The 23,552-nt window shown below is 72.5% G+C and carries 16 protein-coding genes; 4 read left to right on the forward strand and 12 right to left on the reverse strand.

Going from position 1 to position 23,552, the window contains the following annotated elements:
• Positions 1 to 12: 12 nt before the first annotated feature.
• The 11 genes from IEZ01_RS01450 to IEZ01_RS01500 form a co-directional block, all read right to left on the reverse strand.
• Positions 13 to 549, reverse strand: coding sequence for a hypothetical protein (locus IEZ01_RS01450; protein ID WP_189199399.1), 537 nt, complete (start codon positions 547 to 549; stop codon positions 13 to 15).
• 169 nt (positions 550 to 718) lie between these two features.
• On the reverse strand, positions 719 to 2,344 hold the full coding sequence (locus IEZ01_RS01455; RefSeq protein ID WP_189199401.1) for an FAD-dependent monooxygenase: 1,626 nt from the start codon (positions 2,342 to 2,344) through the stop codon (positions 719 to 721).
• A gap of 67 nt (positions 2,345 to 2,411) precedes the next feature.
• Complete coding sequence (locus tag IEZ01_RS01460) at positions 2,412 to 3,254, reverse strand: methyltransferase domain-containing protein (protein WP_028798198.1); 843 nt, start codon at positions 3,252 to 3,254, stop codon at positions 2,412 to 2,414.
• A gap of 71 nt (positions 3,255 to 3,325) precedes the next feature.
• Positions 3,326 to 3,949 carry a dTDP-4-dehydrorhamnose 3,5-epimerase family protein gene (locus IEZ01_RS01465; protein WP_019890947.1) on the reverse strand — a complete coding sequence of 208 codons (624 nt, stop codon included), beginning with the start codon at positions 3,947 to 3,949 and terminating at the stop codon, positions 3,326 to 3,328.
• A gap of 15 nt (positions 3,950 to 3,964) precedes the next feature.
• A complete protein-coding gene (locus IEZ01_RS01470) occupies positions 3,965 to 5,074 on the reverse strand; it encodes a DegT/DnrJ/EryC1/StrS family aminotransferase (RefSeq protein WP_189199403.1) in 1,110 nt (369 codons plus the stop codon).
• Positions 5,075 to 5,105: 31 nt separating this feature from the next.
• Entirely contained in the window at positions 5,106 to 6,116 is a 1,011-nt protein-coding gene (locus tag IEZ01_RS01475) for an SDR family oxidoreductase (protein ID WP_189199405.1), read from the reverse strand.
• Between the two features lies 1 nt (position 6,117).
• Positions 6,118 to 7,536, reverse strand: a complete 1,419-nt coding sequence (locus tag IEZ01_RS01480; RefSeq protein WP_189199407.1) for an NDP-hexose 2,3-dehydratase family protein — start codon at positions 7,534 to 7,536, stop codon at positions 6,118 to 6,120.
• A gap of 3 nt (positions 7,537 to 7,539) precedes the next feature.
• Positions 7,540 to 8,364, reverse strand: coding sequence for a class I SAM-dependent methyltransferase (locus tag IEZ01_RS01485; protein WP_019890953.1), 825 nt, complete (start codon positions 8,362 to 8,364; stop codon positions 7,540 to 7,542).
• Between the two features lie 85 nt (positions 8,365 to 8,449).
• A complete protein-coding gene (locus IEZ01_RS01490; RefSeq protein WP_189199409.1) occupies positions 8,450 to 9,706 on the reverse strand; it encodes a cytochrome P450 in 1,257 nt (418 codons plus the stop codon).
• Between the two features lie 46 nt (positions 9,707 to 9,752).
• Positions 9,753 to 13,088: a ferritin-like domain-containing protein gene (locus IEZ01_RS01495; protein ID WP_189199411.1), complete on the reverse strand. Its 3,336-nt coding sequence runs from the start codon at positions 13,086 to 13,088 to the stop codon at positions 9,753 to 9,755.
• Positions 13,085 to 14,599, reverse strand: coding sequence for a flavin monoamine oxidase family protein (locus tag IEZ01_RS01500; RefSeq protein ID WP_229832584.1), 1,515 nt, complete (start codon positions 14,597 to 14,599; stop codon positions 13,085 to 13,087). The genes IEZ01_RS01495 and IEZ01_RS01500 overlap by 4 nt, the downstream gene beginning before the upstream one ends.
• Positions 14,600 to 14,965: 366 nt before the next feature.
• On the opposite strand from IEZ01_RS01500, the gene IEZ01_RS01505 reads away from it, so the two are divergent.
• From IEZ01_RS01505 to rfbB, 4 genes are all read left to right on the forward strand, one after another.
• The gene (locus IEZ01_RS01505) at positions 14,966 to 16,267 is read left to right on the forward strand and encodes a glycosyltransferase (RefSeq protein ID WP_019890957.1); all 1,302 of its coding nucleotides are present in this window, start codon (positions 14,966 to 14,968) and stop codon (positions 16,265 to 16,267) included.
• Positions 16,264 to 17,490 carry a cytochrome P450 gene (locus IEZ01_RS01510; RefSeq protein ID WP_019890958.1) on the forward strand — a complete coding sequence of 409 codons (1,227 nt, stop codon included), beginning with the start codon at positions 16,264 to 16,266 and terminating at the stop codon, positions 17,488 to 17,490. The genes IEZ01_RS01505 and IEZ01_RS01510 overlap by 4 nt, the downstream gene beginning before the upstream one ends.
• A gap of 115 nt (positions 17,491 to 17,605) precedes the next feature.
• The gene (locus tag IEZ01_RS01515) at positions 17,606 to 18,670 is read left to right on the forward strand and encodes a glucose-1-phosphate thymidylyltransferase (RefSeq protein WP_019890959.1); all 1,065 of its coding nucleotides are present in this window, start codon (positions 17,606 to 17,608) and stop codon (positions 18,668 to 18,670) included.
• On the forward strand, positions 18,667 to 19,650 hold the full coding sequence (gene rfbB, locus IEZ01_RS01520) for a dTDP-glucose 4,6-dehydratase (protein WP_028798202.1): 984 nt from the start codon (positions 18,667 to 18,669) through the stop codon (positions 19,648 to 19,650). Before IEZ01_RS01515 ends, rfbB begins: the two co-directional genes overlap by 4 nt.
• A 67-nt stretch (positions 19,651 to 19,717) precedes the next feature.
• Here rfbB and IEZ01_RS01525 read toward each other — a convergent pair whose 3' ends face one another.
• Positions 19,718 to 22,477: a LuxR C-terminal-related transcriptional regulator gene (locus IEZ01_RS01525; RefSeq protein ID WP_229832586.1), complete on the reverse strand. Its 2,760-nt coding sequence runs from the start codon at positions 22,475 to 22,477 to the stop codon at positions 19,718 to 19,720.
• Positions 22,478 to 23,552 lie beyond the last annotated feature (1,075 nt).

Here is a 23,552-nt window from a genome sequence, read left to right on the forward strand (position 1 = left end):
GTGGTGCTCCGGCTAGCGGACCCAGCCCCGGTAGCTCTTGCCCGACCCGGTGGCGCGTGCGGCCGGCTGGGCCGGTCCGCCCGGTTCCAGGGCGAGGGCCACCGCCCGTACGAGCCAGGCGTTGACCGACAGGCCCTCCTGGCCGGCGGCGTCCTCGACGCGGGCCTTGAGGGGCGCCGGGAGCCGGAAGTTGATCCGGGCCGTACCGCCCTCCTCGCCGTCCGCGGCGTGTGGCGCCACCGGTGCCACAGGTGGCGCCATCGGTGCCGCCACGTCGGGAGCGACGTCACCGGAGCCCTCCGCGGCCAGCGGAGCCGTCACCACGAATTCCGGGTCGAGCCCCCGCAGCCGTACGTCCACCGACCCCGGCGCCAGGTCACGCGTGATCTCGTTCGACGCGGCGGACAGCGCGTTGAGCAGGGTCAGCCGGGCGGCCGACTCCAGCGGCGCGGTCAGCCGCTCGGCCAGGGCGCGTGCCTCGTCCCCGCCGGCGTTCGCGGCGACCGCGAGCTCACGGCGGAGGTGATCGACGTAGGGGGTCAGGTCCATGAAGAAGATAGTGGCACCAAAATGGCGCCATGGCAAGCAGAAGTGGCGCCACCGGGCACCAGTTAGGTGTCAGGTGGCGCCACGCGGTGCCAGGTGGTGGCGCGGTGATGCCATGCCGGCGCCAGGGCGGTCGCGCCCGGCCCACGTCCTTCGGCGGACCGCTCTCCCGCTACTCCCCGGCCCCCGCGCCCCGTACGGTGTCGGCCAGCGCGGCCGGGTCCCGGGGTGGCTCGTCGCCCCGCCAGGCCACATGGCCGTCCGGGCGGACCAGCACGAAGGGCCGTTCGTAGAGCTTGGCGACCTCCCCGTCGCCACCGCCGAGCACGGTCAGCGGCACGCCGCGATCGGCGAACGCCCGCTCCACACCGGCGAGTTCACCGTGCTCCGCGAAGCGCAGCAGGACGAATCCCTGCCCGAACAGATCGAGCGTGGACGTGGTGGCGTCCCACCACGCGTGCGCGGCGCGGTAGCCCGGCTCGCTGCCGGGGCGCCAGTCGGCGTCCGGCCTGCCCTGGCGTACGGGCACGCCGGGGTCCTCGACGACGATCGGGGAGCGGTAGCGCAGCCCGAAGTGGATCTCCGGGGCGTCGAACTCCCGCTGCACGCCGCTGCTCTCCAGCCGCCCGGCCATCTCCCTGCGGGCCCGCTCACCCGCCGGCCCGTCCAGGTGGATCTCGGCCGGCACCTGCCTGCCCAGCGTGCGCTGCAAATTCAGGTTGGCCTCCTCCAGGCTCTCCACCGCGATCGGCCTGCGCTCGGTCTCGTACGTGTCGAGCAGCCCGGGCCCGGCCCAGCCGTCGACCGTGGCGGCGATCTTCCAGCCCAGGTCGGCGGCGTCGGCGATGCCGGTGTTGAGCCCGAAGCCACCCGAGGGCGACAGGGTGTGCGCGGCGTCGCCGGCCAGGAAGACGCGCCCGGCGCGGTACCGGTCGGCGACGCGGTGGGTCAGATGCCACTCGCCGTCGCTCAACACCTCCACCGGCGTGTCGAAGGCGAGCGCGTCCCCGATCAACGACAGCGCGTCCGCACGGCCGGCCGAGTCGTCGTCCACGCCGACCACCAGGTTGTACAGATCGCGGCCGTTCAGCGCGCGCAGGGGGAAGCGCAGCGTCGACGACAGCAACAGGAAGTGGACGAGCGCGGCCCGCTCCCCGAGCCGCTCCCGCAGCTCGGGGGCGCGGAAGAGGATGTTGCGGAAGACCTGCGTACGGTGGCGGGCCGGCGCGTCGATGCCGCACGCCTGCCGGACCGGGGAGGCGGCGCCGTCGCAGGCGACCAGGAACCGCGCCCGGACCGTGCCGGCCCGGCCGGTGGCATGGTCGGTCAGGGTGGCCTCGACATGGTCCTCGCCCCGCACCACCCGGTCGACGGTGGTACGGAGCCGGAGCGGACCGTCCGGGTGGACGCCCACGGCCCGCGTCAGCACCGGGTTCAGCCAGTGCGCCGGGCATATCTGGTCCGGCTCGGGAGTGTGCGCGAAGGCCGGGCGGTCACCGGCCGTCCCCCGGCGGTAGCGGTGCACCTCGTGGCCGCCGACCCGGGTGACCCAGGCGATGTCCAGGGGATGGCCGGCCGGCCATCCTGCGCCGCGGACGGCGTCCGCGACACCCCAGCGGCGCAGCAGCTCCATCGAGCGCGGACCGATCGTGCTCACCTTGGGGTGCCGGACCGTTCCGTCACCGGCGTCGGCGACCACGCAGTCGATCCCGCGATACGTCAGGTCCAGCGCCAGCGCCATCCCGACCGGGCCGCCGCCCACGATCAGCACATCGGTGAAATCATCGGAACGCGTCATGTCGTCCTAGCCTTTCCTCGATACAGGAGGCGCCGGGGCGCGGGGCCGCTCCCGGCGCCTCGGCGGCTCAGGGGCGTTCCGCGACGACCAGGAGGCAGCCGAAGTCGTCGGCCCCCGCCAGGTCGGACGGCCGGAAGGCGTCGTCGGAGAAGTCGAAGTTGCCCTCGTTCATCGCCGCGGGGCGCTCCTCGGCGCCTCCCAGCTTCGCCAGCTCGTCGGCGAGGCGCAGCGTGGTCTGCTCGGTGATGTCGAGGACGGCGCGCAGCCGCAGGCCGGAGCGGTGGAGCAGGGCGACGTAGTCGTCGATGTCCGCGGTGGTCGACATGAGGTCGCGGCAGAACTTGTCGATGCCGGGGTGGCGTACCTCCTTGCGCGGGTGGCGCTCGAAGATGTCGGTCAGGACGAGCCGGCCGCCGGGGGCGAGCACCCTGGCCACGTCGGTGAGCACCTGCTGCCGGTCCGGCATGTGGCAGATGGACTCCAGGGCCATGACGGCGTCGAACGAGGCGTCCGCGAAGGGGAGTTCCATCGCGTCGCCGTGCCGGAAGACGGCCCGGTCGGCGAGGCCGGCCTCGGCCGCCAGCCGGTTGGCGGTCCTGATCTGCTCCTCGCTGATGCTGATGCCGGTGACCCGCGCGCCGGTGTGCGCCACGACCCGCAGACCGGGGCCGCCCACCCCGCAGCCCAGGTCCAGGACATGGGACGAACGGTCCACCTTCAGCCAGTCGATGAACACATCGGTGAGCCGGTCCATCGCCTCCTCGACGGTGGCCTCGGAGTCCGGTGTGTCCCAGTAGCCGATGTGGACGTTGGTGTTGAACGTGCCGTCGTTCATCGCGCTCAGCGTCAGCCGGTCGTACAGCTCGCCGACGGCTTCCGGCACCGGCAGCGTCTGGGCGGAGTCGGTCATGGCGGTGGCCTTTCGGTCGGTGGGTGCGGGAAGGGTGGCGCGGATCGGGGAACGCTTCGGGGGCATCGGGATCATCGGGGGAGGGCCGGGGTGTCGGTGAGCCGCCCCCGCTCGATCTCCTGGCAGCGGTCGTACTCCGGCAGCAGGCCCCGCTCCCGTGCCTCGGCGAGCGTGGGCGCCGCACGGTCCCGCTCGGAGAGGACCGGTTCGGTGTCCCGGGGCAGAGGCAGCCCGAGAGCCGGATCGAGGACGGACAGGGCGAGTTCGTGCTCGGCCACATAGCTCTCGGAGAGCAGGTACGCCATGACGGTGTCGTCCTCGAGCGCCACGAACGCGTGGCCCACTCCCACGGGGAGATAGGTGGCACGGTGGTCCCGCTGGTCCATCAGCACCGAGTCCCACCGGCCGAACGTCGGCGAGCCGGCCCTGATGTCGACCACGACGTCCAAGGCCTTCCCGCGGGCGCAGTAGACGTACTTCGCGGTCCCGGGCGGCGTCACGGTGTAGTGGATTCCCCGGACCACCCCGCGCCGGGACACGCTGTGGTTGGTCTGCGCGACGCGGAAGAGCGGGGCGCCGTGCGCCTCGGTGAACGCCTCCTCCTGGAACGGCGAGAGGAACAGGCCCCGTTCGTCGGGGAAGACGCGGGGGGTGAACTCGAGTGCGCCGTCGACGGTGAGTTCGCGTGCTTTCATGTCGGCTCCCGGATGTCACAGTGTTTTCAGTACCTCGCGCACGGCGTGGATGACCTTGTCCTGCTGGTCGGGGGAGAGCGAGGGGTACATCGGCAGCGAGAAGATCTCGGCGGCCAGCGCCTCGGTGACCGGAAGCGAGCCCGCCGCGTACCCGAGGTGGGCGAAGCCGGTCATGGTGTGCACCGGCCACGGATAGCTGATGTTCAGGTGGATGTCGTAGGCCTTGAGGCGCTCGATGACGGTGTCGCGGCGGGGATGGCGCACCACGTACACGTAGTGGACGTGCTCGTTGCCCGGGGCGGTGTGCGGAAGGTGCAGACCGGTGTCGGCGAGACCGTCGGCGTAGCGCCGGGCGACGGCCCTGCGGCCGGCGACGTAGCTGTCGAGCCGCTTGAGCTTGCGCCGCAGGATCTCGGCCTGGACCTCGTCGAGACGGCTGTTGTGGGCGGGCGTCTCCAGGGTGTAGTAGCGCTCTTCCATGCCGTAGTACCGCAGCCGCCGCAGCCGCTCTGCCACGGACGCGTCCGAGGTGAGCACCGCGCCGCCGTCCCCGTACGCGCCGAGGACCTTGGTGGGATAGAAGGAGAAGGCCGCCACGTCACCCGTCGTGCCCGCCGTCCTGCCGCCCTGCCGGGCTCCGTGCGCCTGGGCGCAGTCCTCCAGGACGGCCAGGCCGTGCCGGTCGGCGAGCTCCGTCAGGGGAGCCATGTCGACGCACTGGCCGTAGAGGTGTACGGGCAGGAGGCAGCGTGTGCGCGGGGTGATCGCCGCCGCGACCTGGGCGGTGTCCATGAGGTGGTCGTCCGCGCGGACGTCGACGAAGACGGGGGTGGCGCCCGTGGCGTCGATGGCGATCACGGTCGGTGCCGCGGTGTTCGACACCGTGATCACCTCGTCGCCCGGTCCGACGCCCAGGGCCTGGAGTCCCAGCTTGATCGCGTTCGTGCCGTTGTCGACACCGACGCAGTGGTCCACCCCGTGGTAGGCGGCGAATTCGGCCTCGAAGCCGCGCACGCTCTCGCCGAGCACGAGCTGTCCCGATGCGAAGACCGTTTCGACGGCGTCGAGGATGTCCTGACGCTCGGTCTCGTACTCCGTGAGGTAGTCCCATACGCGCGTGGTCATGTGCCGGCCCTTCTGTCGGGGGTGGTTGTTTTCACCGGACCGCCGCCGGGTCGTTCTCCCGCTGCCGGGCCAGGGCCGCGACGGTGCGGCGTATCCCTCCGGCGAGCGGGACGAGGGGCCGCCAGCCCGTGGCCGCCCGGAACGGCGAGGAGTCGATCGTCACGCTGCGGAAGTCGGTGACCGGGGCGTGCGCGGGCGGTTCCACGGACACCACGGGGACCGGCGGCCGGCCCGTGTGCTCGGCCGCCGCGTGGGCGACGAGCCGGAAGACGTCGCCGAGCGCGTCGCCGCGGCCCGCGCCGACCAGCCAGTGGGCGCCCAAGAGAGGGTCGGGGTGGTCGAGCGCCGCGGCGAACGCGGCCGCGACGTCCTCGACATGGACCAGGTCCCGCCGCACGGTGCCGTCGTGCCACATGGTGAGCGTCCGGCCCGCCAGTGCGCGGCGTGCCATGGCGGAGACGACGCCACGGTCGGCGGCGCCGGGAGCGGCGGCCTCGCCGAAGACCGTGGGCAGGCGCAGACCGATGCCGCGCACCCGGCCCTCGGCCGTGGCCTTCTCCAACACCTGCTCCGCCGTCAGCTTCTGCCGGTCGTAGGCGGTTTCGGGGTGGTCGGGCTCGCTGCCGTCGAGCGGCTCCCGCGGCGGCGCGCCGACCTGCGAGGCGGCGCCGCCGTACACGACCAGCGCAGGCGCCCCGCCAGGCCCCGGCCGTACCACGTCGATCAGGTCCTGCATCACGCCCACGTTCACGCGCTCGGCCCCCGGGTCGCTCTCGGCCGCCCGCCACCCGCCGTCCGCGAGGAGCAGATGTACCACCGCGTCCGATCCGGCGACCGCCTCGGCGAGCGCATCCCTGTCGGTGAGATCGGCGGTGACGACGGTCGTCCGGGCCGGGCCGGGAGGCGGCACGCTCGCCCTGCGTGCCACCATCCGCAGGCGGACCGGGCGGCGCGCCAGCGCGCGGACGACGGCCGAACCCACGAAGCCCGAGGCGCCGAGGACGGTGATCAGCGGCGGGGGCGTTTCCGGTGTACGTGTCATGTCACATCCCTCCTTGGGGCCGCAGAGCGCCGGCGTTGAGGCAGGCCAGCAGCGTGCGGGCCTCCACGTTCAGGTAGTGGCCGTGCCGGGTGAGGGCGCTGAGCTGGGCGGGGGTGACCCAGGCGTAGCCGGGCGGCGGGTCCAGCCCGGCCTCGGTCGCGTTGGCGTCGACGACGAGGTAGCGGCTCCGTGCGTTGAGGAAGCGCCCCCCTTCCTCGGAGTGGATCGCCTCGTAGCGGATACGTGAGGCGGGGGCGCCCAGGACGGCGTCGAGGAAGGGCGGACGCCGCCGCGGCGGCAGATGGGCGTGGTTGGCGGGCGTGCACTGGACGGTGGGGGCCAGTTCGACCGTGTCCAGGAAGCCGGCCTCGACCCGGGCGTGCACCAGGACGTGCGGCACCCCGCCGATGGTCCGTACGAGGAACGCCGTGACGCCCACGCCGACCGGTTCGATCAACGGCTGGTCCCAGTGGACCACTTCGCGGTTCCCGGCCCGTACGGAGACGGCGACGACCTTGAAGTAGCGGCCCTCCTCGTGCTCGATCGTCTCCTTCCCGCGCCGCCAGCCGCTCACGGAGCACAGCGGCACGCGCTCGGCGTACACGTCGTGGCGGGAGCGTTCGCCGGTGAACCAGGACAGGAGCTGGGCATCGGAGAGCAGCGCACCGGGCGTGGTGTCCTGGTGCGGCACGCAGGACAGCACGCTCCTGGCGTTCATGTTGACCAGATCGTCCTCGTGGAGGAGTTCGGCGATCTGACCGAGGGTGAGCCAGCGGAAGTCGTCCAGTTCGGGGACGTCGCCGACGGTCTCGACGATCATGTTGCGGTTGGACTTGTGGAAGAACCACGACCCCTGTTCCGACTGGAGGACGTCGACGATGACGCGGTGCCGGTCGGGCCGGTGGAAGTGGTCGATGAGGGTGACGTTCGCGCCCCGGTGGGCCTTGGTGTAGTTGCTGCGGGTGGCCTGGACGGTCGGGGAGAGCTGGAGCAGATTGGGGTTGCCCGGCTCCATCTTGGCCTGCATCAGGAAGTGCAGTACGCCGTCGAACTCCTTGGCCAGGATGCCGAGGATGCCGATCTCGGGCTGGCGGATGACCGGCTGCCGCCACTCCCGCCCGGGGCCGTCGCGGTCCACCACGCGCATGCCCTCGACGGTGAAGAACCTGCCGCTGCGGTGCACGAGATTGCCGCTGCCGTCCTCGAAGCGCCACTGCGTCAGCTCCGCGAACGGGATGCGGTCCACCTGGAAGGCGTTGACCCGGCGCCGCTCGGTCAGCCAGGCGTGGACGTCGGCGGTCCGCAGGTGCACCCCCTGGCGGGTCGCGGCCGACAGGGCGATGCGGTCGGCGAGCCCGCGGTCCTGGCGCGAGCGCACGGCGGCCGGCGGGGCGGGTGGTGCGCCGAGGCTGGTCGTCATCGCTCAGGACCGCCGCGCGGTGATCACCACATAGCCGGTGTCCGGATGCTTCCCGAACGCCTCCATCGCGTCCGCCGCCGCGGTGATCTGCTCCGCCGCGCCGGCGTCGAGGGAGGTGGCGAGCTCCCGGAAGGCGGCCGCGGCGTGCCCGTAACTGGGACGGACCCGTTCGCCGATGTCTGTCATCTCCAGAAGCTCCCAGCCCGCCTCCGCCAGGCGCGCGCGATGTTCCCCGGGTGTGCTGATGTCGACGATCTCGTACGCGCGCAGCATGCCGTCCAGCAGCGCCCTGTCCTCGCCCGTGAACGGCTGCCGCTGGCACAGGTCGGTGACGACCAGGCGGCCGCCGGGCCGTACGACGCGGTGGAGCTCCGACAGGGCCCGGGTCTGCTCGGTCATGTGCATCAGCGCCTCGATCGCCCAGGCCCCGTCGAAGGAACCGTCGTCGAAGGGGAGGTGCATGGCGTCCGCGAAGAGGAAGGAGGCCCGCCCGCCGGCGTCGGCCGCCAGCTCCTGTGCCTGGGCGACCTGCTGTCGGCTGACGGTGATGCCCGTCACCCGTACGTCGTGCGCCCGCGCGATCCGCACGGCCGGGAAGCCGTTTCCGCAGCCCACGTCCAGGAGGTGCGCGTCCGGCCGTGGGGCGAGGCGCTGGGCGACGAGGTCGGTGATGCGGTCGGTGGCCTCGGCGATCGGGACGTCGTGGTCGTCGTCCCAGTAGCCCACGTGGATGTTGCCGCCCAGGACGGCCGTGGCGCCGATGCCGGTGAACTCGTCGTAGACCTGCCCGATGGAGTCGGGGGTGGCGGTGTTGGGCTGTCGGGTCATGGCTGCCTTCCTTCGTTCGGTGTCGGTGTGCCGCTGGGGATCGCGGGCGGGCGGATCTCGGGCGGGCGGGTCATGAGCCGTCGGATCACGGACCGTCGGACGTGCCGAGCACCAGCCGGGTCGGCCCGTGGAAAACCATGTCGTCGGCGTACTCGACCCGTTGACCGCCCAGGCCCAGCCACGGGAGGCCGTCCAGCAGCGCCCGCAGGCCGATCTCGGCCTCGGCGCGGGCCAGCGTCGCGCCCAGGCAGTAGTGGATGCCGAGCCCGAAGCCCAGATGCCGGTCGGCGGGGCGGCGCACGTCCAGGTCGTCGGGGCGCGCGAAGCGCGCGGGGTCCCGGTTCGCGGAGCCCAGCAGGGCGACCACCCGGCTGCCGCGCGGCACATCGAGACCGCCGAGCCGGGTGTCCTCGTACGCCCAGCGCGTCACCGCCTGCACCGGCGAGTCGTAGCGCAACAGCTCCTCGACCGCCCCCGGAGTCAGCCCGGGAGCGCCCCGCAGCTCGTCGAGGACCTCGGGGTGCGCCCGCAGCGCCAGCACCGCCTTCGCCAGGAAGTTGGTGGTCGTCTCGTGTCCGGCGGTGAGCAGATGGACGCAGGTTCCCACGATTCCGTCCACGCTCAGCGGCGCACCGCCGTCCCGGGCGCGGACCAGCAGCGTCAGCAGATCGCCGCGCTCGTCCCCGCGCCGCCGCCGCACCTCGGCCCTGAAGTAGCGCGCGAACTCCCCGGCGGCCGCCTCGGCCCGTACGTACCGGTCCGGACCGCCACGCGACCGGGTGGTGCCGGCCTCCTGGAGGGCCACCGCGTTGGCGCGGAGCCAGGTGTGGTCCTCCCGTGCGATGCCGAGCAGTTCGGAGATGACGAGGATGGGGAACGGCGCCGCGAACCCCTCGACCAGATCGGCCTCCCGGTCCCGTCCGAGCCCTTCCAGGAGTTCGTGCGCGAGCCGGGTGATACGGGGCCGCAGGCCTGCGACGACCGACGGCGAGAACTCGGCGCCGAGCAGGGCGCGCAGCTCGGTGTGGCGCGGCGGGTCCAGGAAGACCAGCCAGTTCTCGACCACGGCCCGCAGGGCCGCGTACTCGGCGGGGACCGGGCCGGCCGCCGCGCCCGTGTCGCCGGACGCCACGCGCGCGTCCCGGCCGAAACGCCGGCCCGACAGCACCCGGACGACCTCGTCGTAGGAGAACACGTAGAAGGTCTGCGGCCCGCCCGTCCCCGAGACCCCGCGGTGCACCGGCGCGCTCTCCCGGTAGCGCCGGTACACCGGGTACGGGTCGGCGATGTCGGCCCTGTCCCAGCCCTTGAGGTCGAACCGCGGCAGCGTCGCGGATGACATGCGGTCTCCTTGCGTCGTAGGAAGTCGCGGACGGCCCGGGGGCGCCCTACGGGCGCGGCAGCCGCAAGTGATCGGCCCAGAACGCGCTCATCTCGCCCACGCGGGCGGGCACCAGGGGATGCTTGCCGCAGGCCGCCGCCAGGTGGTCCAGGCGCAGGGCGATGCCGCGCCTGGCCACGTCCGGTCGGGACACCGGCGCGGGCTGCTCGGCCAGTTCGAACGACGGCCCGGTGGTCGTGCCCCGGCGCCCCGAGGGCAAGGTCACGAGCAGTTCCGCCAGCGGGCGCATCAGGCCCGTCATCATGTCGATCGATGCGTTCATCAGGTCGGACCGGCGCAGGCTCGCGTCGGGGCGCTCCCCGAAGTGCTGGGCCATGAGCTGCAGCGCCATGAAGTACGACTGGTTGAACAGCTCCATGACCGACCGGGCCTCGGGATCGGTGACCCTCTCCATGGCCGGGTTGCCTCGCCGGAGCGTGGGGTTGCGTACGACGGGATAGGCCGGGTTCCACCGCTCGCCGCCCGGATGCGTCCCCGCGGCCGGTGCCGCGCGGAGCAGTTCGGAGATCCGCAGGAACGACGCGTAGTGCGACTCCTCGGCCTTGGCCGGGCCGCCTGCGCCTCGCGGGCCGGGCACCTCTCGCGGACCGAGCACCCCGCCCTCTCCCTGCTCGGTGATGACGTCGATCGCGAACAGCGCGCTCGCGAGGTCGTCGACCTCCAACTGGTAGTCCGGATGGCGCTGGTTGACCGACTCCCGCAGGAAGAGGTGGTGCTCCCCGCCGCCTCTGCCCTTCTCCACCAGGAAGAGGTCCGGGACGCGCCGCAGCCCCTCCCGGAGGGCCGCGTACAGCTCGCTGAGCGAGGCGTAGGGGTGCCGGTCGTCCCAGGCCGCGGCGGCCGCGGCCGTGTCTCCCCGGCGTACCTCGCCGACGAGGTCGCCGGGCCGCTCGATCTGTATGAACCGCTCGACGCTGCCGGGCCCCAGCCGCTCCAGGCAGAAGTCCAACGGCACCGGCAGCTCGTGGCCGAGCGCGCCGAAGTCGATCCTGGGCACATGGAACGGCTCGCCCACCGCGGTGAGGATGTTGTTGACGAGAAGGAAATGGATCATCTCCTCGCGAGCGACGTCCAGGAGCATGGAGCGGATGCCCCCGTCGAGGGTCTCCCCGCCGTCGCCGCAGGCGAGCCGGAGCTGCTCGGGCGTCCACAGACCCCGCCGTACGTACGCGAGCCCGGCGCCGTGCGTCGGCACCGAGTAGCCCGCGTACAAGTACTGCAGCATGACGGCCAGTTCGATCGCGGCCGCGTTGCGCAGCACCTCGACCAGCCGGGTCCGGGTGGTGATCTCCCCACCCCGGCGGACCTTTTCCGCCGGCGCCGTCAGGAGGACCTCGTCCGGCGCCTGCCGCGCCCGCAGGAAGGTGAGCAGTAGCTGTGCCTTGGGCTCGGACAGGTCCCTCGTCGGCGGCATGTAGTACGTCTTGGTCTTGTTGCGCGGGTCGCACATCTGCCAGATCAGCTTCGCGTACGTCTCCACCTTGCACCGGTCCGCCAGGCTGAAGACCTCCGCCTTCATGAAGGAGTACAGCTGCTCGTAGAAGGCGAAGACCTCCCGGTACACCAGGTCGAACGTCGCCTCGTCCGGACCGAGCCCGGCCAGCCGCCAGTCGTCGGGCAGGACCCGCACCGACAGGTACCCGGCACCGGGCCAGTAGCCGAGTGCGTCGTCGTGGTCGTAGCCGCGGGCCGCGGAGCCGGGCAGGTCCACGTCGCACGGCAGGTCACCGGCGCCGGTCGAGAGCAGGAGACGGGTGCTGCCGGCCGCCGCGCCCCGCATCGTGAACCACCCGCGGCCCGCGTGGTCGGTGTCCAGGACGCACGAGCTCGACCAGGTGCCCGAGCCGTCCCCACGGCCCGCGCGCAGCCGGACGATGTCGACGTCGGAGCAGCGCGCCTCGGGGGAGCGGGCGGCCGGATCTCGCGGCAGCGCCCTGGGGTTGAAGAACTGCCGTACGCGGATCCCGCCGACGGCGGCCGGGCGGCCCCGTAGATACGACCGCACCCGCACCTCGACGTCGTGGTCCGCGTCCTCCGCGTTCCGAGGGTGCTCCAGGACGAGGCAGGCGTCGTCGACCTGGACGTTGACCTCCTTCTCCCGCAGGTGCACCACAGGGCCGTCGGGGCCGGTGCCCACCAGCCTCAGCCCCTCCCCGGCCGCATCGCCCGCGGCCATCTCGCCGGGCACCGTCACCAGGCCACCGCCCAGGGCGAACTCCTCGCCGAGGTACGCCTCCCGGGGCACCCGGGCCACCAGCCGTCCGCTGTCCGCCGTACGCAGTTCGAGATCGCCGAGGTCGACCGGCCGGGGGGTCCCCGCCCCCGTCCCGGACCCGGCGGACGTGGGCACCGCGGTGATCATGTTGAGGGTGACGTGGTCGTCCGTCACCTCCACGGAGAGGTTGTGCAGGGCGCCCTCGCCGGCCCCTTCGCCGGAAGCCCGGCCAGGTGTGCGGCGGGCCGGGACGAGCAGGCGGCCCGCCGGGTACGTACGCGGCTCCCGCGGACGCCAGGGGGCGATCGTCCCGCGCAGCTGCCACCGGCTCGGCCGGTCCGGTGCCTGCGGGGCGGACATGTGGCTCAGCGCGAACTGCACCACCAGACCGCCGGCCTCCAGGCCGGCCACCGTGGCACGCAGCCGCCGCACGGCCGGAGAGACGGCCGCCTCCTCCAGCCAGGTCAGTCCGTCGTCCGCGTCCACGACGAACTGGTGCACCACGGACCGGCGCAGCCGCTGCCCCAGCCAGTGCTCGCCGGCACCGACGACGTGGCCGGCGTTGTGCCACCTCGGAGGATGGAAGCCGCGGACCATCCCGGTGGCCATGTACCCCACGTCGTGTGAGCGTCCCTCGCGCCCGAAGCAGAACTGCCCGACCATGAGCGTCGTCGTCCAGTCCGAGGACGGGTCGACGTCGAAGACACGGGCCCGGTTGACCGTGGTGGCGAGATACTCGTTGTAGTGCCCCCACATGTCGACGGTGCGCCCGACCACCGGATCGGCGGTGTCGATCCCGCCCGGCCGGGTCTCGACGCCGGTGATCCGGGCGTCGATCGCGAAGTGTCCGTTGCCGGCGAAGTCCTCGCCCTTGGCCGCGCTGAACGGCCCGTCGGGCGCCGGGCGGCCCGTGGCGTCGTACCTCGGCCCCAGCCGGTCGAGGTGGTCGTGGTACTCACCGGGCGGGCGGTGCGCCGGGAAGGGCTGCCCGCCGGCGGTGAGCGCCGTGTTCGTCGCCAGGTCGACGAGACCGCCGCGCGCCCCGGTGGGCAGGTGGGTCGTCGCCGTTCCGCCGAAGTGCAGCCGGGGCAGGTCGAAGACGCTCACGCCGACTTGTCCGATCGGCTCGGCCGGGTGGCGGCGAACACGCGGCTCGCCCGCGGCTCGTACCACTCGATCTCGTGCGCGGCGTCGATCGCCGACTCGATCGCGCCCTCGATCCACGCCGGCTTCGACGAACAGTGCTCACCGGCGAAGAACAGGCCCCTCTGCGGCCGGGCGGCCTCCCGCCGCTCCGCCTCGCGCAGAGCCGCCTCCTGGCCCCAGCGGACCGTGGCCGCCCCCCAGGACCACCGGCGCTCGCCCCAGGCCCGGCCCGCCACCCCCAGGACCATGCCCGGCCGCCGTAACTCCGGGTGCATCGCGCTCAGTTCCCTGCTGACGACCGCGTTCCGCTCCGCCTCGCCCAGTCGGCTGAGGGCGTCGGCGTCCGGCCCGATGGTGTAGCTCGCCAGCAGCACCGCGCCCAGCGCCGGATCGCCGTCGGCGGGCGGGTAGTAGGTCTGCCGCACGTGCCCGCCGGTGAAGGAGGCGCCCCCGCTGATCCCGTCCTTCTCCCAGAACGCCTCACGGCAGTGGAAGGCGATCTTCGTGGCCGCCCAGTACTTCGTACGGTGGACGATGTCCAGCTTGTCCCGGTCGAAGCCGGTCAGCCGCATCCTCCTGAGCACCGTGAACGGAATGGTGCACACCACGTAGTCGCACGTCCTGGTGACCGTCCTGACGCCCTGGCGGATCCGCAGGGTCACCGCGTCGTCCCGGACGTCGATACCCACGACCTCCTGACCGGTCATGATCTTTCCCCGGATCCGGGAGGCGAGGCGCCGGGGGAGTACGTCCATCCCGTCCCGCAGCCGCACGATGGTGGAACTGGTCTCGTCCAGCACGTCGTCGAGGAAACGCTCCAGGCGCGGCGGGCAGCACGACCGCACCCGGGGATGGTCGGCGAAGAAGGCGTGCAGGTCGATCCTGTTCCGCGCGCTGCCGCACCGGTACGGCGTCAGGTCGATGTGATCGACGAGGTTCAGCAGCTCCTCGCCTATCTCGTTGTTCAGCCCGTCGTAGAACTGCCGCGGGGCGATCGCCCTGATGCTTGCGTCCAGCCAGGCGCCGAACAGCAGCGTGTTGTCGCGGTAATTCCGCTCTGGCAGCGCGGCGGCGAACTCCTCGACAAGGGTTTCATGCGCGTCACGCACCCGAAGATATCCAGAGGAACTGGGCAGATAGGCGGCGTCGTCGGAGAACAGCGTCCGGAATTCCCGCACCTGGTTCTGCAGGCCGAGTTCGGCGATGTAATGCATGGTCAGCCGGTGCCCGGCGGGGATCCGCATCGCCCCGAGCTCGGCGAACGGCCCGGTCCGGCCGTCGCCGGAGAAACGGTGGGTGTGAATACGGCCGCCGATGTCGTGGCTTCCCTCGATGACCTCGACGTCATGTCCCAGGCGCTCCAATTCGTATGCCGCCACCAGGCCGGCGATACCGGCGCCGATGACGGTGACCTTCTTCGGTCCACCGATGGCGCCGTCCGGCCCGTCAATCTCCCGCAAGGGTGCCGTCACAGGTCCTCCTCCAGTACGCGATGTCCAAGGCCGGGAACATGTCCTGGATGAACGCCAGCGCCTTTCCCGGTCCCGGAAAGGGCGATGCCGGGGATTGCTTGCGTCAATTGTTCAGGCGCCTGCCGGACCTTCGTATCCCCCGCCGGGCCGCGGCGCGGATGGGATGACCGGCGGTCCGCCGACGCGATCGGCCCGGCAGGGCCGCGCCATCCCACGCGAACGCGCGGGGTTTTCCCCGCACCGCCGTCCACGGCCCCGGGCGGGGCCATGCTGACGTGCGTGGCCGGTCGGCCCCGGCCCGTGGGTGCCCGGGCCGACCGGTGAGAACGGTGACACGACACCCCCACGGAGGCGACGTTGACACGAGTGTTGATCGCAACCACCCCGGCACCCGGACACGTCGTCAGCATGCTCGAGGTCGCCCGCGAACTGACCCGGCGCGGCCACGAGGTCCGCTGGTACACGGGCCGCGTCTTCCAGAAACAGGTGGAGCAGGCCGGGGCCCGCTTCGAGCCCATGAGCGCCGGGCTCGACTTCGGCGGCCACAGCCGGGAGGAGGCCTTCCCCCACCACGCCGGGCTCACCGGCATCGCCAGCTTCAAGACCGGCGTCCGGGACATCTTCTACCGCACCGCACCGGGCCAGATGGACGACCTGATAGCGCTGCTGGGCCGGTTCCCGGCGGACTGCGTCCTCGCCGACGACATGTGTTACGGCGCCTGCTTCGCCGCCGAACGCACCGGCACCCCGCTGGCCTGGCTCAACAACTCCATCTACATCCTCGGCAGCCGGGACACCGGCCCGCTCGGCCAAGGCCTGCCGCCGAGCTCGACACCGCTCGCACGGCTCCGTAACACGCTGCTCAGATTCGCCGGAGACCACGTGGTCATGCGGGACCTGCGCCTGGAGGCCGACCGGACCCGGGCCCGGGTGAACCTGCCGAGACTGAGGACGGGCGCCATGGAGAACATCGCCCGCCCGCCGGACCTCTACCTGATGAGCACCGTGCCGTCCTTCGAGTTCCCCCGCAGCGACCTGCTGCCCGGCACGCACTTCGTCGGCGGGCTCCTCGGACTCCCGCCGGAGCACTTCGACCCGCCCGGCTGGTGGGAGGAGCTGCACGGCGGACGGCCGGTGGTGCTGCTCACCCAGGGCACCACCGCCAACGACGTCGGCTGGCTGCTCGTCCCCGCCGTACGGGCCCTGGCCGACCAGGACGTCCTCGTCGTGGTCACCACCGGGAGCACCCTCGACGTCGACCTGCTGCGGCCGGTCCCCGACAACGTCCGGCTGGAGCGGTTCGTCCCCTACCACCACCTGCTGCCCCATGTGGACGTGATGGTGACCAACGGCGGCTACAACGGCGTCAACGCCGCCCTCGCCCACGGCGTGCCCCTCGTCGTCGCACCGCGCTCGGAGGAGAACCCGGACGTTGCGGCACGGGTCGCCTGGGCCGGAGCCGGTGTCGTCCTCGGACGACGCTCCGTCTCGGAGGCCGGCCTGCGCGACGCGGTCACCACCGTCCTGAACGACGAACGCTACCGGCGGCGGGCCCGCGCCCTGTCCGGCGAGCACAAGAGCCGCGACGCCCCACGCCGGGCCGCCGAACTCATCGAAGCCCTGGCCGATTCCCAGGGCCAGATTCCCACCGAAGAGGTCATACGTTGAACACCACGACGAAAACCGGACTGTCCGAAGCCCCCGTCACCACCATGCCGACGGACCCCGGGCCCTTCGACTGCATGCCCCAGCTGCTGGCGGCCGCCAAGGTGGCCCCGGTCGTCCGCATCCCGTACCTCGGCCAGCACGCCTGGGTGGTGTGCGACCCGGAACTCGTACGGCAGGCACTCACCCACCCCAAGTTCGCCAAGGACCTGACCTGGGTCCCCGACTGGATGCGCCAACCGGGCCTGATGGTGGGCTCCCAGCCGGACCCGGAGTACGCCCGCGCCATGATCATGAGCGACGGAGAGCACCACGCGCGGATCCGGCGGCTGCACGCGCCGGTGCTCAGCCCACGGAACACCGAGAAATGGGGCGAGCGGGTCGCCGTCAAGGTCGAGGGGTTCCTGGACGAGCTGGAGCGGTCCCGTTCCGGAGCCACCGCCGAGGTCAACGTGGTCACGGACTACACGCACCGGATCCCGCTCGCCTTCATCTCCGAGATGCTCGGCCTGCCGCCCGAGGCGGAGCGGCAGCTGCGCGCCATCACCGACGTCATGCTCTACTCCTCCGACTACCCGGCCCGCACCGAGGCCGTCGGGGCGCTGTACGGCGCGGTCGAAGGCTGGGTGCGCGACCCGGAGCCGCTGGCCGACGGGGTGATCACGGGCCTGCTGGACTCCTCCGACGGCCCCGACGCGGCCGTCACCGAGGGCGAGGTCATCGTCTGGACCCTCGGGATGATCATCACCGGCTACGAGACCACCGGCAGCCTGATCTCCGCGTCGCTGTACGAGGCCCTGCGACGGCCGCCGGAGGAACGGCCCCGCACCGACGAGGACATCAAGGCGTGGGTCGAGGAGGCCCTCCGGGTGCACCCGCCGTTCCCCCACCCCACCTGGCGCTTCGCCACCGAGGACATCGACCTCGGCGGCTACCTGATCCCCAAGGGCGCCCCGGTGCAGGTCAGCATCGCGGCGGCGAACCGCCGGCCGGGCGAGGGAGCCGACAGCTTCGCCGCCGAGCGGCGCGGACAGGGCCACCTCTCCTTCGGCCTCGGCATGCACTACTGCATCGGCGCCTCGCTCGTCCGGCTCGAGGCACAGATCGCGGTTCGCGGATTCCTGCGCCGGTTCCCCCGGGCGCGGCTGAGCACCTCCACCGCCGTCGAGTGGGAGTCGGAGTGGATGATCCGCCGGATGAGCGTGCTGCCCGCCCTGCTGGCCTAGCCCGGCCGGGCCGGCCCGAACCACCCTGCTTCCACGCCAGAGTTGGGGAGAAGATGACTCCTACCTGTGAGGCTCATGTACGAGGCGACCGCCCGAGCCTGAGAGAGGGACGCCGATGAAGGCGCTCGTACTCGCCGGCGGGTCCGGCTCCCGGCTGCGGCCGATCACACACACCTCGGCCAAGCAACTCGTGCCCGTCGCCAACAAACCGGTCCTGTTCTACGGCCTGGAGTCGATCGCCGAGGCCGGCGTCCGCGAGGTCGGCATCGTCGTCGGCGACACCGCCGCCGAGATCGAGTCCGCGGTCGGCGACGGCTCACGGTTCGGGCTGGACGTCACCTACCTCCCGCAGGAGGCACCGCTGGGCCTGGCCCACGCCGTGCACATCGCCCGCGACTACCTCGGCGACGACGACTTCGTCATGTACCTCGGCGACAACTTCATCGTCGGCGGCATCAGCGCGCTCGTGGAGCGCTTCCGGCGAAGCCGCCCCGACGCCCAGATCATGCTGACCCGGGTCTCGGACCCGCGGGCGTTCGGCGTGGTCGAGCTGGACCCCAGCGGCCGGGTGACCGGTCTCGAGGAGAAACCCGAGCATCCCAGGAGCGACCTCGCGCTGGTCGGCGTCTACATGTTCACCGCCCGCGTGCACGACGCCGTCGGCCGGCTCAAACCGTCGTGGCGGGGAGAGCTGGAAATCACCGACGCCATCCAGGAACTGGTCGACGCGGGCTGCCGCGTGGACTCCACCGTCGTCTCCGGCTACTGGAAGGACACCGGCAACGTCGCCGACATGCTGGAGGTCAACCGCCTCGTCCTGGACGGCGTCGAGGCCGACTGCTCCGGCGAGGTCCACTCCAGCGAACTCGTCGGCCGCGTGGTGATCGAGAAGGGCGCGACCGTCACCGGGTCACGGATCGTCGGCCCGGTGGTCGTCGCCGCCGGCTCACGGATCCGCGACTCCTACATCGGCCCCTTCACCTCCATCGACAAGGACTGCGCGGTGACCGACAGCGAGGTCGAGTACTCCATCGTGCTGCGCGGCGCGTCCATCGCCGGAGTGCGGCGCGTCGAACGCTCGCTGATCGGCCGCGAGGTCGAGGTGGTGTCGACGCCCCGCATCCTCAGGGCCCACCGCCTCGTCCTCGGCGACCACAGCAAGGTGCAGGTCGCCTCATGAGGATTCTCGTGACCGGCGGCGCCGGCTTCATCGGCTCCCACTTCGTACGCTCCTTCGCCGACCAGGACACGCTGACCGTCCTCGACAAGCTGACCTATGCCGGGAACCTCGCCAACCTCACGCCCGCCGAAGGCCGGTTCACCTTCGTCCACGGCGACATCTGCGACGCCGAGCTGCTCAAGGCCGTGGTCCCCGGCCACGACGCCGTCGTCAACTTCGCCGCCGAGACACACGTCGACCGGTCGATCGCCGCCGCGGACGCCTTCGTCCGCAGCAACGTCCTGGGCGTGCAGACCCTCATGCGGGCATGCCTCGACGCGGGCACCCCGCGCGTCGTCCACGTCTCCACCGACGAGGTGTACGGCAGCATCGACACCGGCTCCTGGGACGAGAGCGCCCCGCTCGCCCCGAACTCCCCCTACGCCGCCGCCAAGGCGGGCGGCGACCTGATCGCGCTCGCCTACGCCCGCACCCACGGCCTGCCGGTCAGCATCACCCGCTGCGGCAACAACTACGGGCCGTACCAGTACCCGGAGAAGGTCGTCCCCCTGTTCGTCACCAACCTCCTCGACGGCCTGAACGTGCCGCTGTACGGCGACGGCGGCAACGTACGCGACTGGATCCACGTCGACGACCACTGCCGCGCCGTCCGCCTCGTCGTCGAACACGGCCGGGCGGGCGAGGTCTACCACATCGCCGGAACCACCGAACTGACCAACCTGGAACTCACCGACCGGCTGCTGAGGGCGCTCAACGCCCCCTGGCGCCGCGTCGACAGGGTCCCCGACCGCAAGGGCCACGACCGCCGCTACTCCCTCACCGATGCCAAAATCCGGGCCATCGGGCACACGCCCCGGATCGGGTTCGAACGGGGCCTCGCCGAGACCGTCGAGTGGTACGCCGCCAACCGCCCCTGGTGGGAGCCGCTGAAGAGGAGCGCCCCGAAGGGGCGCGGAGAACTGCGCCACCAGCCACGATGAAGCCTCGGACGCCCGACGGCACATCACGGCGATCCCGGACCCCGCATCCCGCCCTCCCACGGAGCGCCTACGCCCTGAGCCGGATCAGCGCCGTACGGGACCGGATCCCGAGCTTGCGGTAGATCTGCCGCAGGTGGAACCCCACCGTGTGCGGGGAGATGAACAGGTGGTGCGCCGCCTGCTGGTTGGTGAGCCCGTCGGCCACCAGCTCCGCCACCTTCCGCTCCGTCTTGGTGAGACTCTCCCAGCCGGAGACCGGGCGCTTCGCGTGCGTCCAGTGCCGGCGCCGCACCCCGAGCGCGCGCAGCCGGGCCCGGACGCGTGCGGCGTCCCGCTCGCCGCCGAGCGCGCCGTAGGCGCTCATCGCCCGGTCCAGCTCGCCGATCGCGCTCTCGTGGTCGCCACCGCCGAGCAGGAGACCGGCGTGGTCCTCGGCCGCCGCGGCCCGGGCCCACGGGTTACGGTGCAGCGGCGCCGCCTGGGCCAGGGCGGGCGTGTCCCCCTCCGCGAGCGCGCGGGCGTGCGTGGCCGAGGCGAGCACCGCGGGCACAAGCCGGTTGCGCGCGCGGAGGCACTCCGTCGTCCCGACCACCGCCCGGACCAGGTCCGGCCTGTCCGCCGCGAGCGCACAGCGTACGCACCAGGCCGCGGCGGCCGGATCCTCCAGCACGAGCGCGCGCAGCGCACCGTCGCGCGCCGCGAGCTCCGCCAGTACGTCCGTCGCCGCCCGCAGATCCCCCCGGGCCTCGGCCAACTGCGCGGTCAGCAGCACGTGCGCGGCCCACCAGGGGCCGGCGGCATCCTGCGGGAAGTCCTTCTCCAGGGTCCGGACATGGTCCTCGGCCTGGCCGAGCGCCCCCCGGCGCAGGGCGACCTGGGCCAGCACCAGCCACGCCTGCGGGGCGAGCATCGGCACGTACGGGCCGTCGGCGCCCACCCCCGCCCGCGCCGCCTCCTCGGCCTCGTCCAGGCGCCCCTCGGCGAGGTGCAGCGGTGCCCGCAGCACGGCCGGGACGGCGGCGGCCAGCGTCCGCGCCTCCGGGGCGGCTGCCCGGGCGGAGCTCTCGATGACCGCCGCCGCCTCCTCGTACTCGTCGGTCCTGGTGAGCGCGAAGGCGAGGAACCAGCGTGGATCGAGGAGTTGCACCTCCTCGCCGCCGCAGTCGAGCGCGACGGCCTTGCGCAGCGTGCCGACCGCGTCGCCCACCCGGCCCTCGCGCCACTGGCCGAACGCGTGGAAGGTCATCGCGCCCACGTGCACGGCCTGGGCGTGCACGTCGGGTGCGCTGAGGATCTTCTGCGCCCGTTCCACCGCGGCGCCGTCGCCGCTCAAGTAGGAGGCGGCGATATGGGTGATGACAGCCTCGCGGTGCTGGAATCCGCCCTCCTGCGCCGCGAGCGCCTCGCGGGCGGCCCGGCGCGCCATCCCCGTCTGTCCCAGCAGGAGCAGCGCGGCCGACATCGACGCCCGCAGCGCGGCGACGTCCGCGGCGAGCCCCGCGGGGAACGGCGCCGCCAGCCTCGTGGTCTCCTCGATCGTGGCCTTGGCAAGGGCGATGGCCCGGTCCAGACTGCCCGCCCTGGTCAACGCCTCCACCGCCGTCCGCGCCAGCCGCACCCGCTCGGCCTGCCCGGGCGCCACCAGCTCCATGCAGCGGGTCGCCAGCGACGCCGCGGTCGACGGATCGGCGGCCAGCAGCCTCTGGGATCCCTCGGCGATGACCCGCAGGGTCTCGGCGTTGCCCGGCTGGGCGATGTGCACCAGCTGGAGGGCGGCGCGTTCGACGCCGTCGGGCCGTGACAGCAGCATCTCCGCCGCCTGCCGGCGCAGCAGCGCGCACACCGGCGGCGGTACGGAGTCGAGCAGCACCCGCCAGATCGGCTCGGTGCGGAACGCGAGGTCGTGCTCACCGCAGACCAGGAGCCCCCGGCCGACCGCTTCGTCCACCGCCGCCAGCAGGCCGACCGGTGCTTCGCCGAGCATGGCCGACAGATCCTCCGGGGCGAACGGCGATCCGAGCACCGCTGCCAGCCTGAGCGCCTTCATGGTGGGCTCGGAGAGCGACCGGAGGTCCTTCTGGACCAGCGCGGAGAAGCGTTCCGGTACCGGCGCGGGCATGCGTACGCCGTCCCCGTCGGGGGCGTGGCCGGGTACGCCGGGCTGCCACCGCGCGGTGCCGTCGACCGCGCACAGGTCGCCGTCCTCCAGGAGCCCGCGGACCAGCTCGGCGACCGTACGGGGGGTGCCGTTGACGCTCTGCGCCAGGGCGAGGAGCGAGGGAGCGGGGGCGGCTCCGGCGTGGTCCGCGACCAGCTGCGCCAAGGCCTCGCCCACGAGCGGACCGAGCTCCCGCACGCGTTCCACCGGGAGCCTGCCGCGCAGCTTGCCGAGACAGGCCTTCGCCGGCTCGCCCGACGCGGTCTCCCGGTCCGGGGCGAAGGCGAGCAGCCAGAGGATGGGCCGGCCCCGGAGGGCCGCGACGAGGTCGCACAGGGCCGTCAGGGCGCGGGGAGTCGCCAGATGCAGATCGTCGAGGGTGACGACGGCGCGGAGGTGTTCCGCGTCGTCGCGCAGCCATGCTCGTGCCGTCTCGATCGCGGCGGACGTGCCGTGGTGGTGGAAACCGTCGTCGGCGGGGCCCTGGGGGCGGGACCGGGGACGGGCGGAAGCCGTCCTGGGGGCGGTGTCAGCACCGGCCGGGACGCCGGTGACGACCGCAAAATCGTTTCTTCTCGCGATGTCGGCGGCTTCCAGCAGAAGGCGGGTCTTGCCCGCTCCGGGCGCCGCCTCCAGCAGGAGGACCCTGCTCCGCCCGGCGCTCGTCACGCTGTGCAACTGTGCGCCGATCTGTGCCAGCTGGTGTTCCCGGCCTCGTATCTGCGGTAACGGTCGTGTGTTGGGACCCATGGCGCTCCATCTCACGATTCCGAGGGGACGGATGGGGGTTCTCCGCCCCGCTTTCGGGAACACGATTTCCCACAGGCGAAGGTTCATGGGTGGAAGTGTCAGATAAGTCACAACTCCCTTTGGCTCACGCCGAGTTGATGTGTCAATTGTTGTTCGTGTGTCAATTGGTGATTGATGCGGGCCACGCCTTTTCGGTATTCGCGTAAAGCGGCCGGGGGTGAAAGGGAAAGGGGGCTCCTGGCCGTTCTTGGCGGAGGGATTCTCGCCATGGCTCGTCCTCCATGACCGCCCGTGACCGCCGCGAACCACGAGGGCCCGCCGGTCCGCCCTGTGCGTGAACCATGCCGACGGGCGGACCGTGCAAGAGGGGTGGGCCGTGCGAGAGGGGCGGACCGGGCCTCGTATTCGCCCCGACGGCCCAGCGGGACCGCTTCCGGATGGCGCAGTGCTGTGAAGTGCGCACTAGTTGTATTCACGTGCGTTTTCCAGCGCGTCACGAGACAGCCACGGTGGACGTTCTACCGGATGTTCCACGAACGGAGCCCCCGACATGACCCTCAACCCCTTCAGCATCAATCCGGCGGAAGACGACGGAATACGGAACGCCGAGACCGGCCCCGCGCTCGACCCCCAATCCGCTGTCCCCCCGCACCCGGCTCCCAGCGCGCCAGGCACCGTTGTCCCGCCCCCTCCGCCGGTCGCCCCGCCGGTCCCGCAGTCCAGGGTGCAGAGCGCCTCCTCGCCTCCGCCGGCCACCCCGCCGACCCCGCCGCCCGTGGCGCAGAGCGCCCCGCCGGCCTGGTCGCCTCTGGGGCAGGGCGCCTCGTCGCCCCCGCCGGCTGCCGCACCGACCTCGCCGGCCGCACCGACTCCGCCGACCCCGCCGGCTGCGCCGCCCGCGCCGCCTGCCCCGCCGACCCCGGCGGCGCAGAGCGCCCCGCCTGCCTGGTCGCCCCTGGTGAAGAGCGCCCCGCCGGCCCCGCCGGCCTCGCCG

The sequence above is a fragment of the Streptomyces purpureus genome (genome assembly GCF_014648195.1).
Taxonomy (GTDB): domain Bacteria; phylum Actinomycetota; class Actinomycetes; order Streptomycetales; family Streptomycetaceae; genus Streptomyces; species Streptomyces purpureus.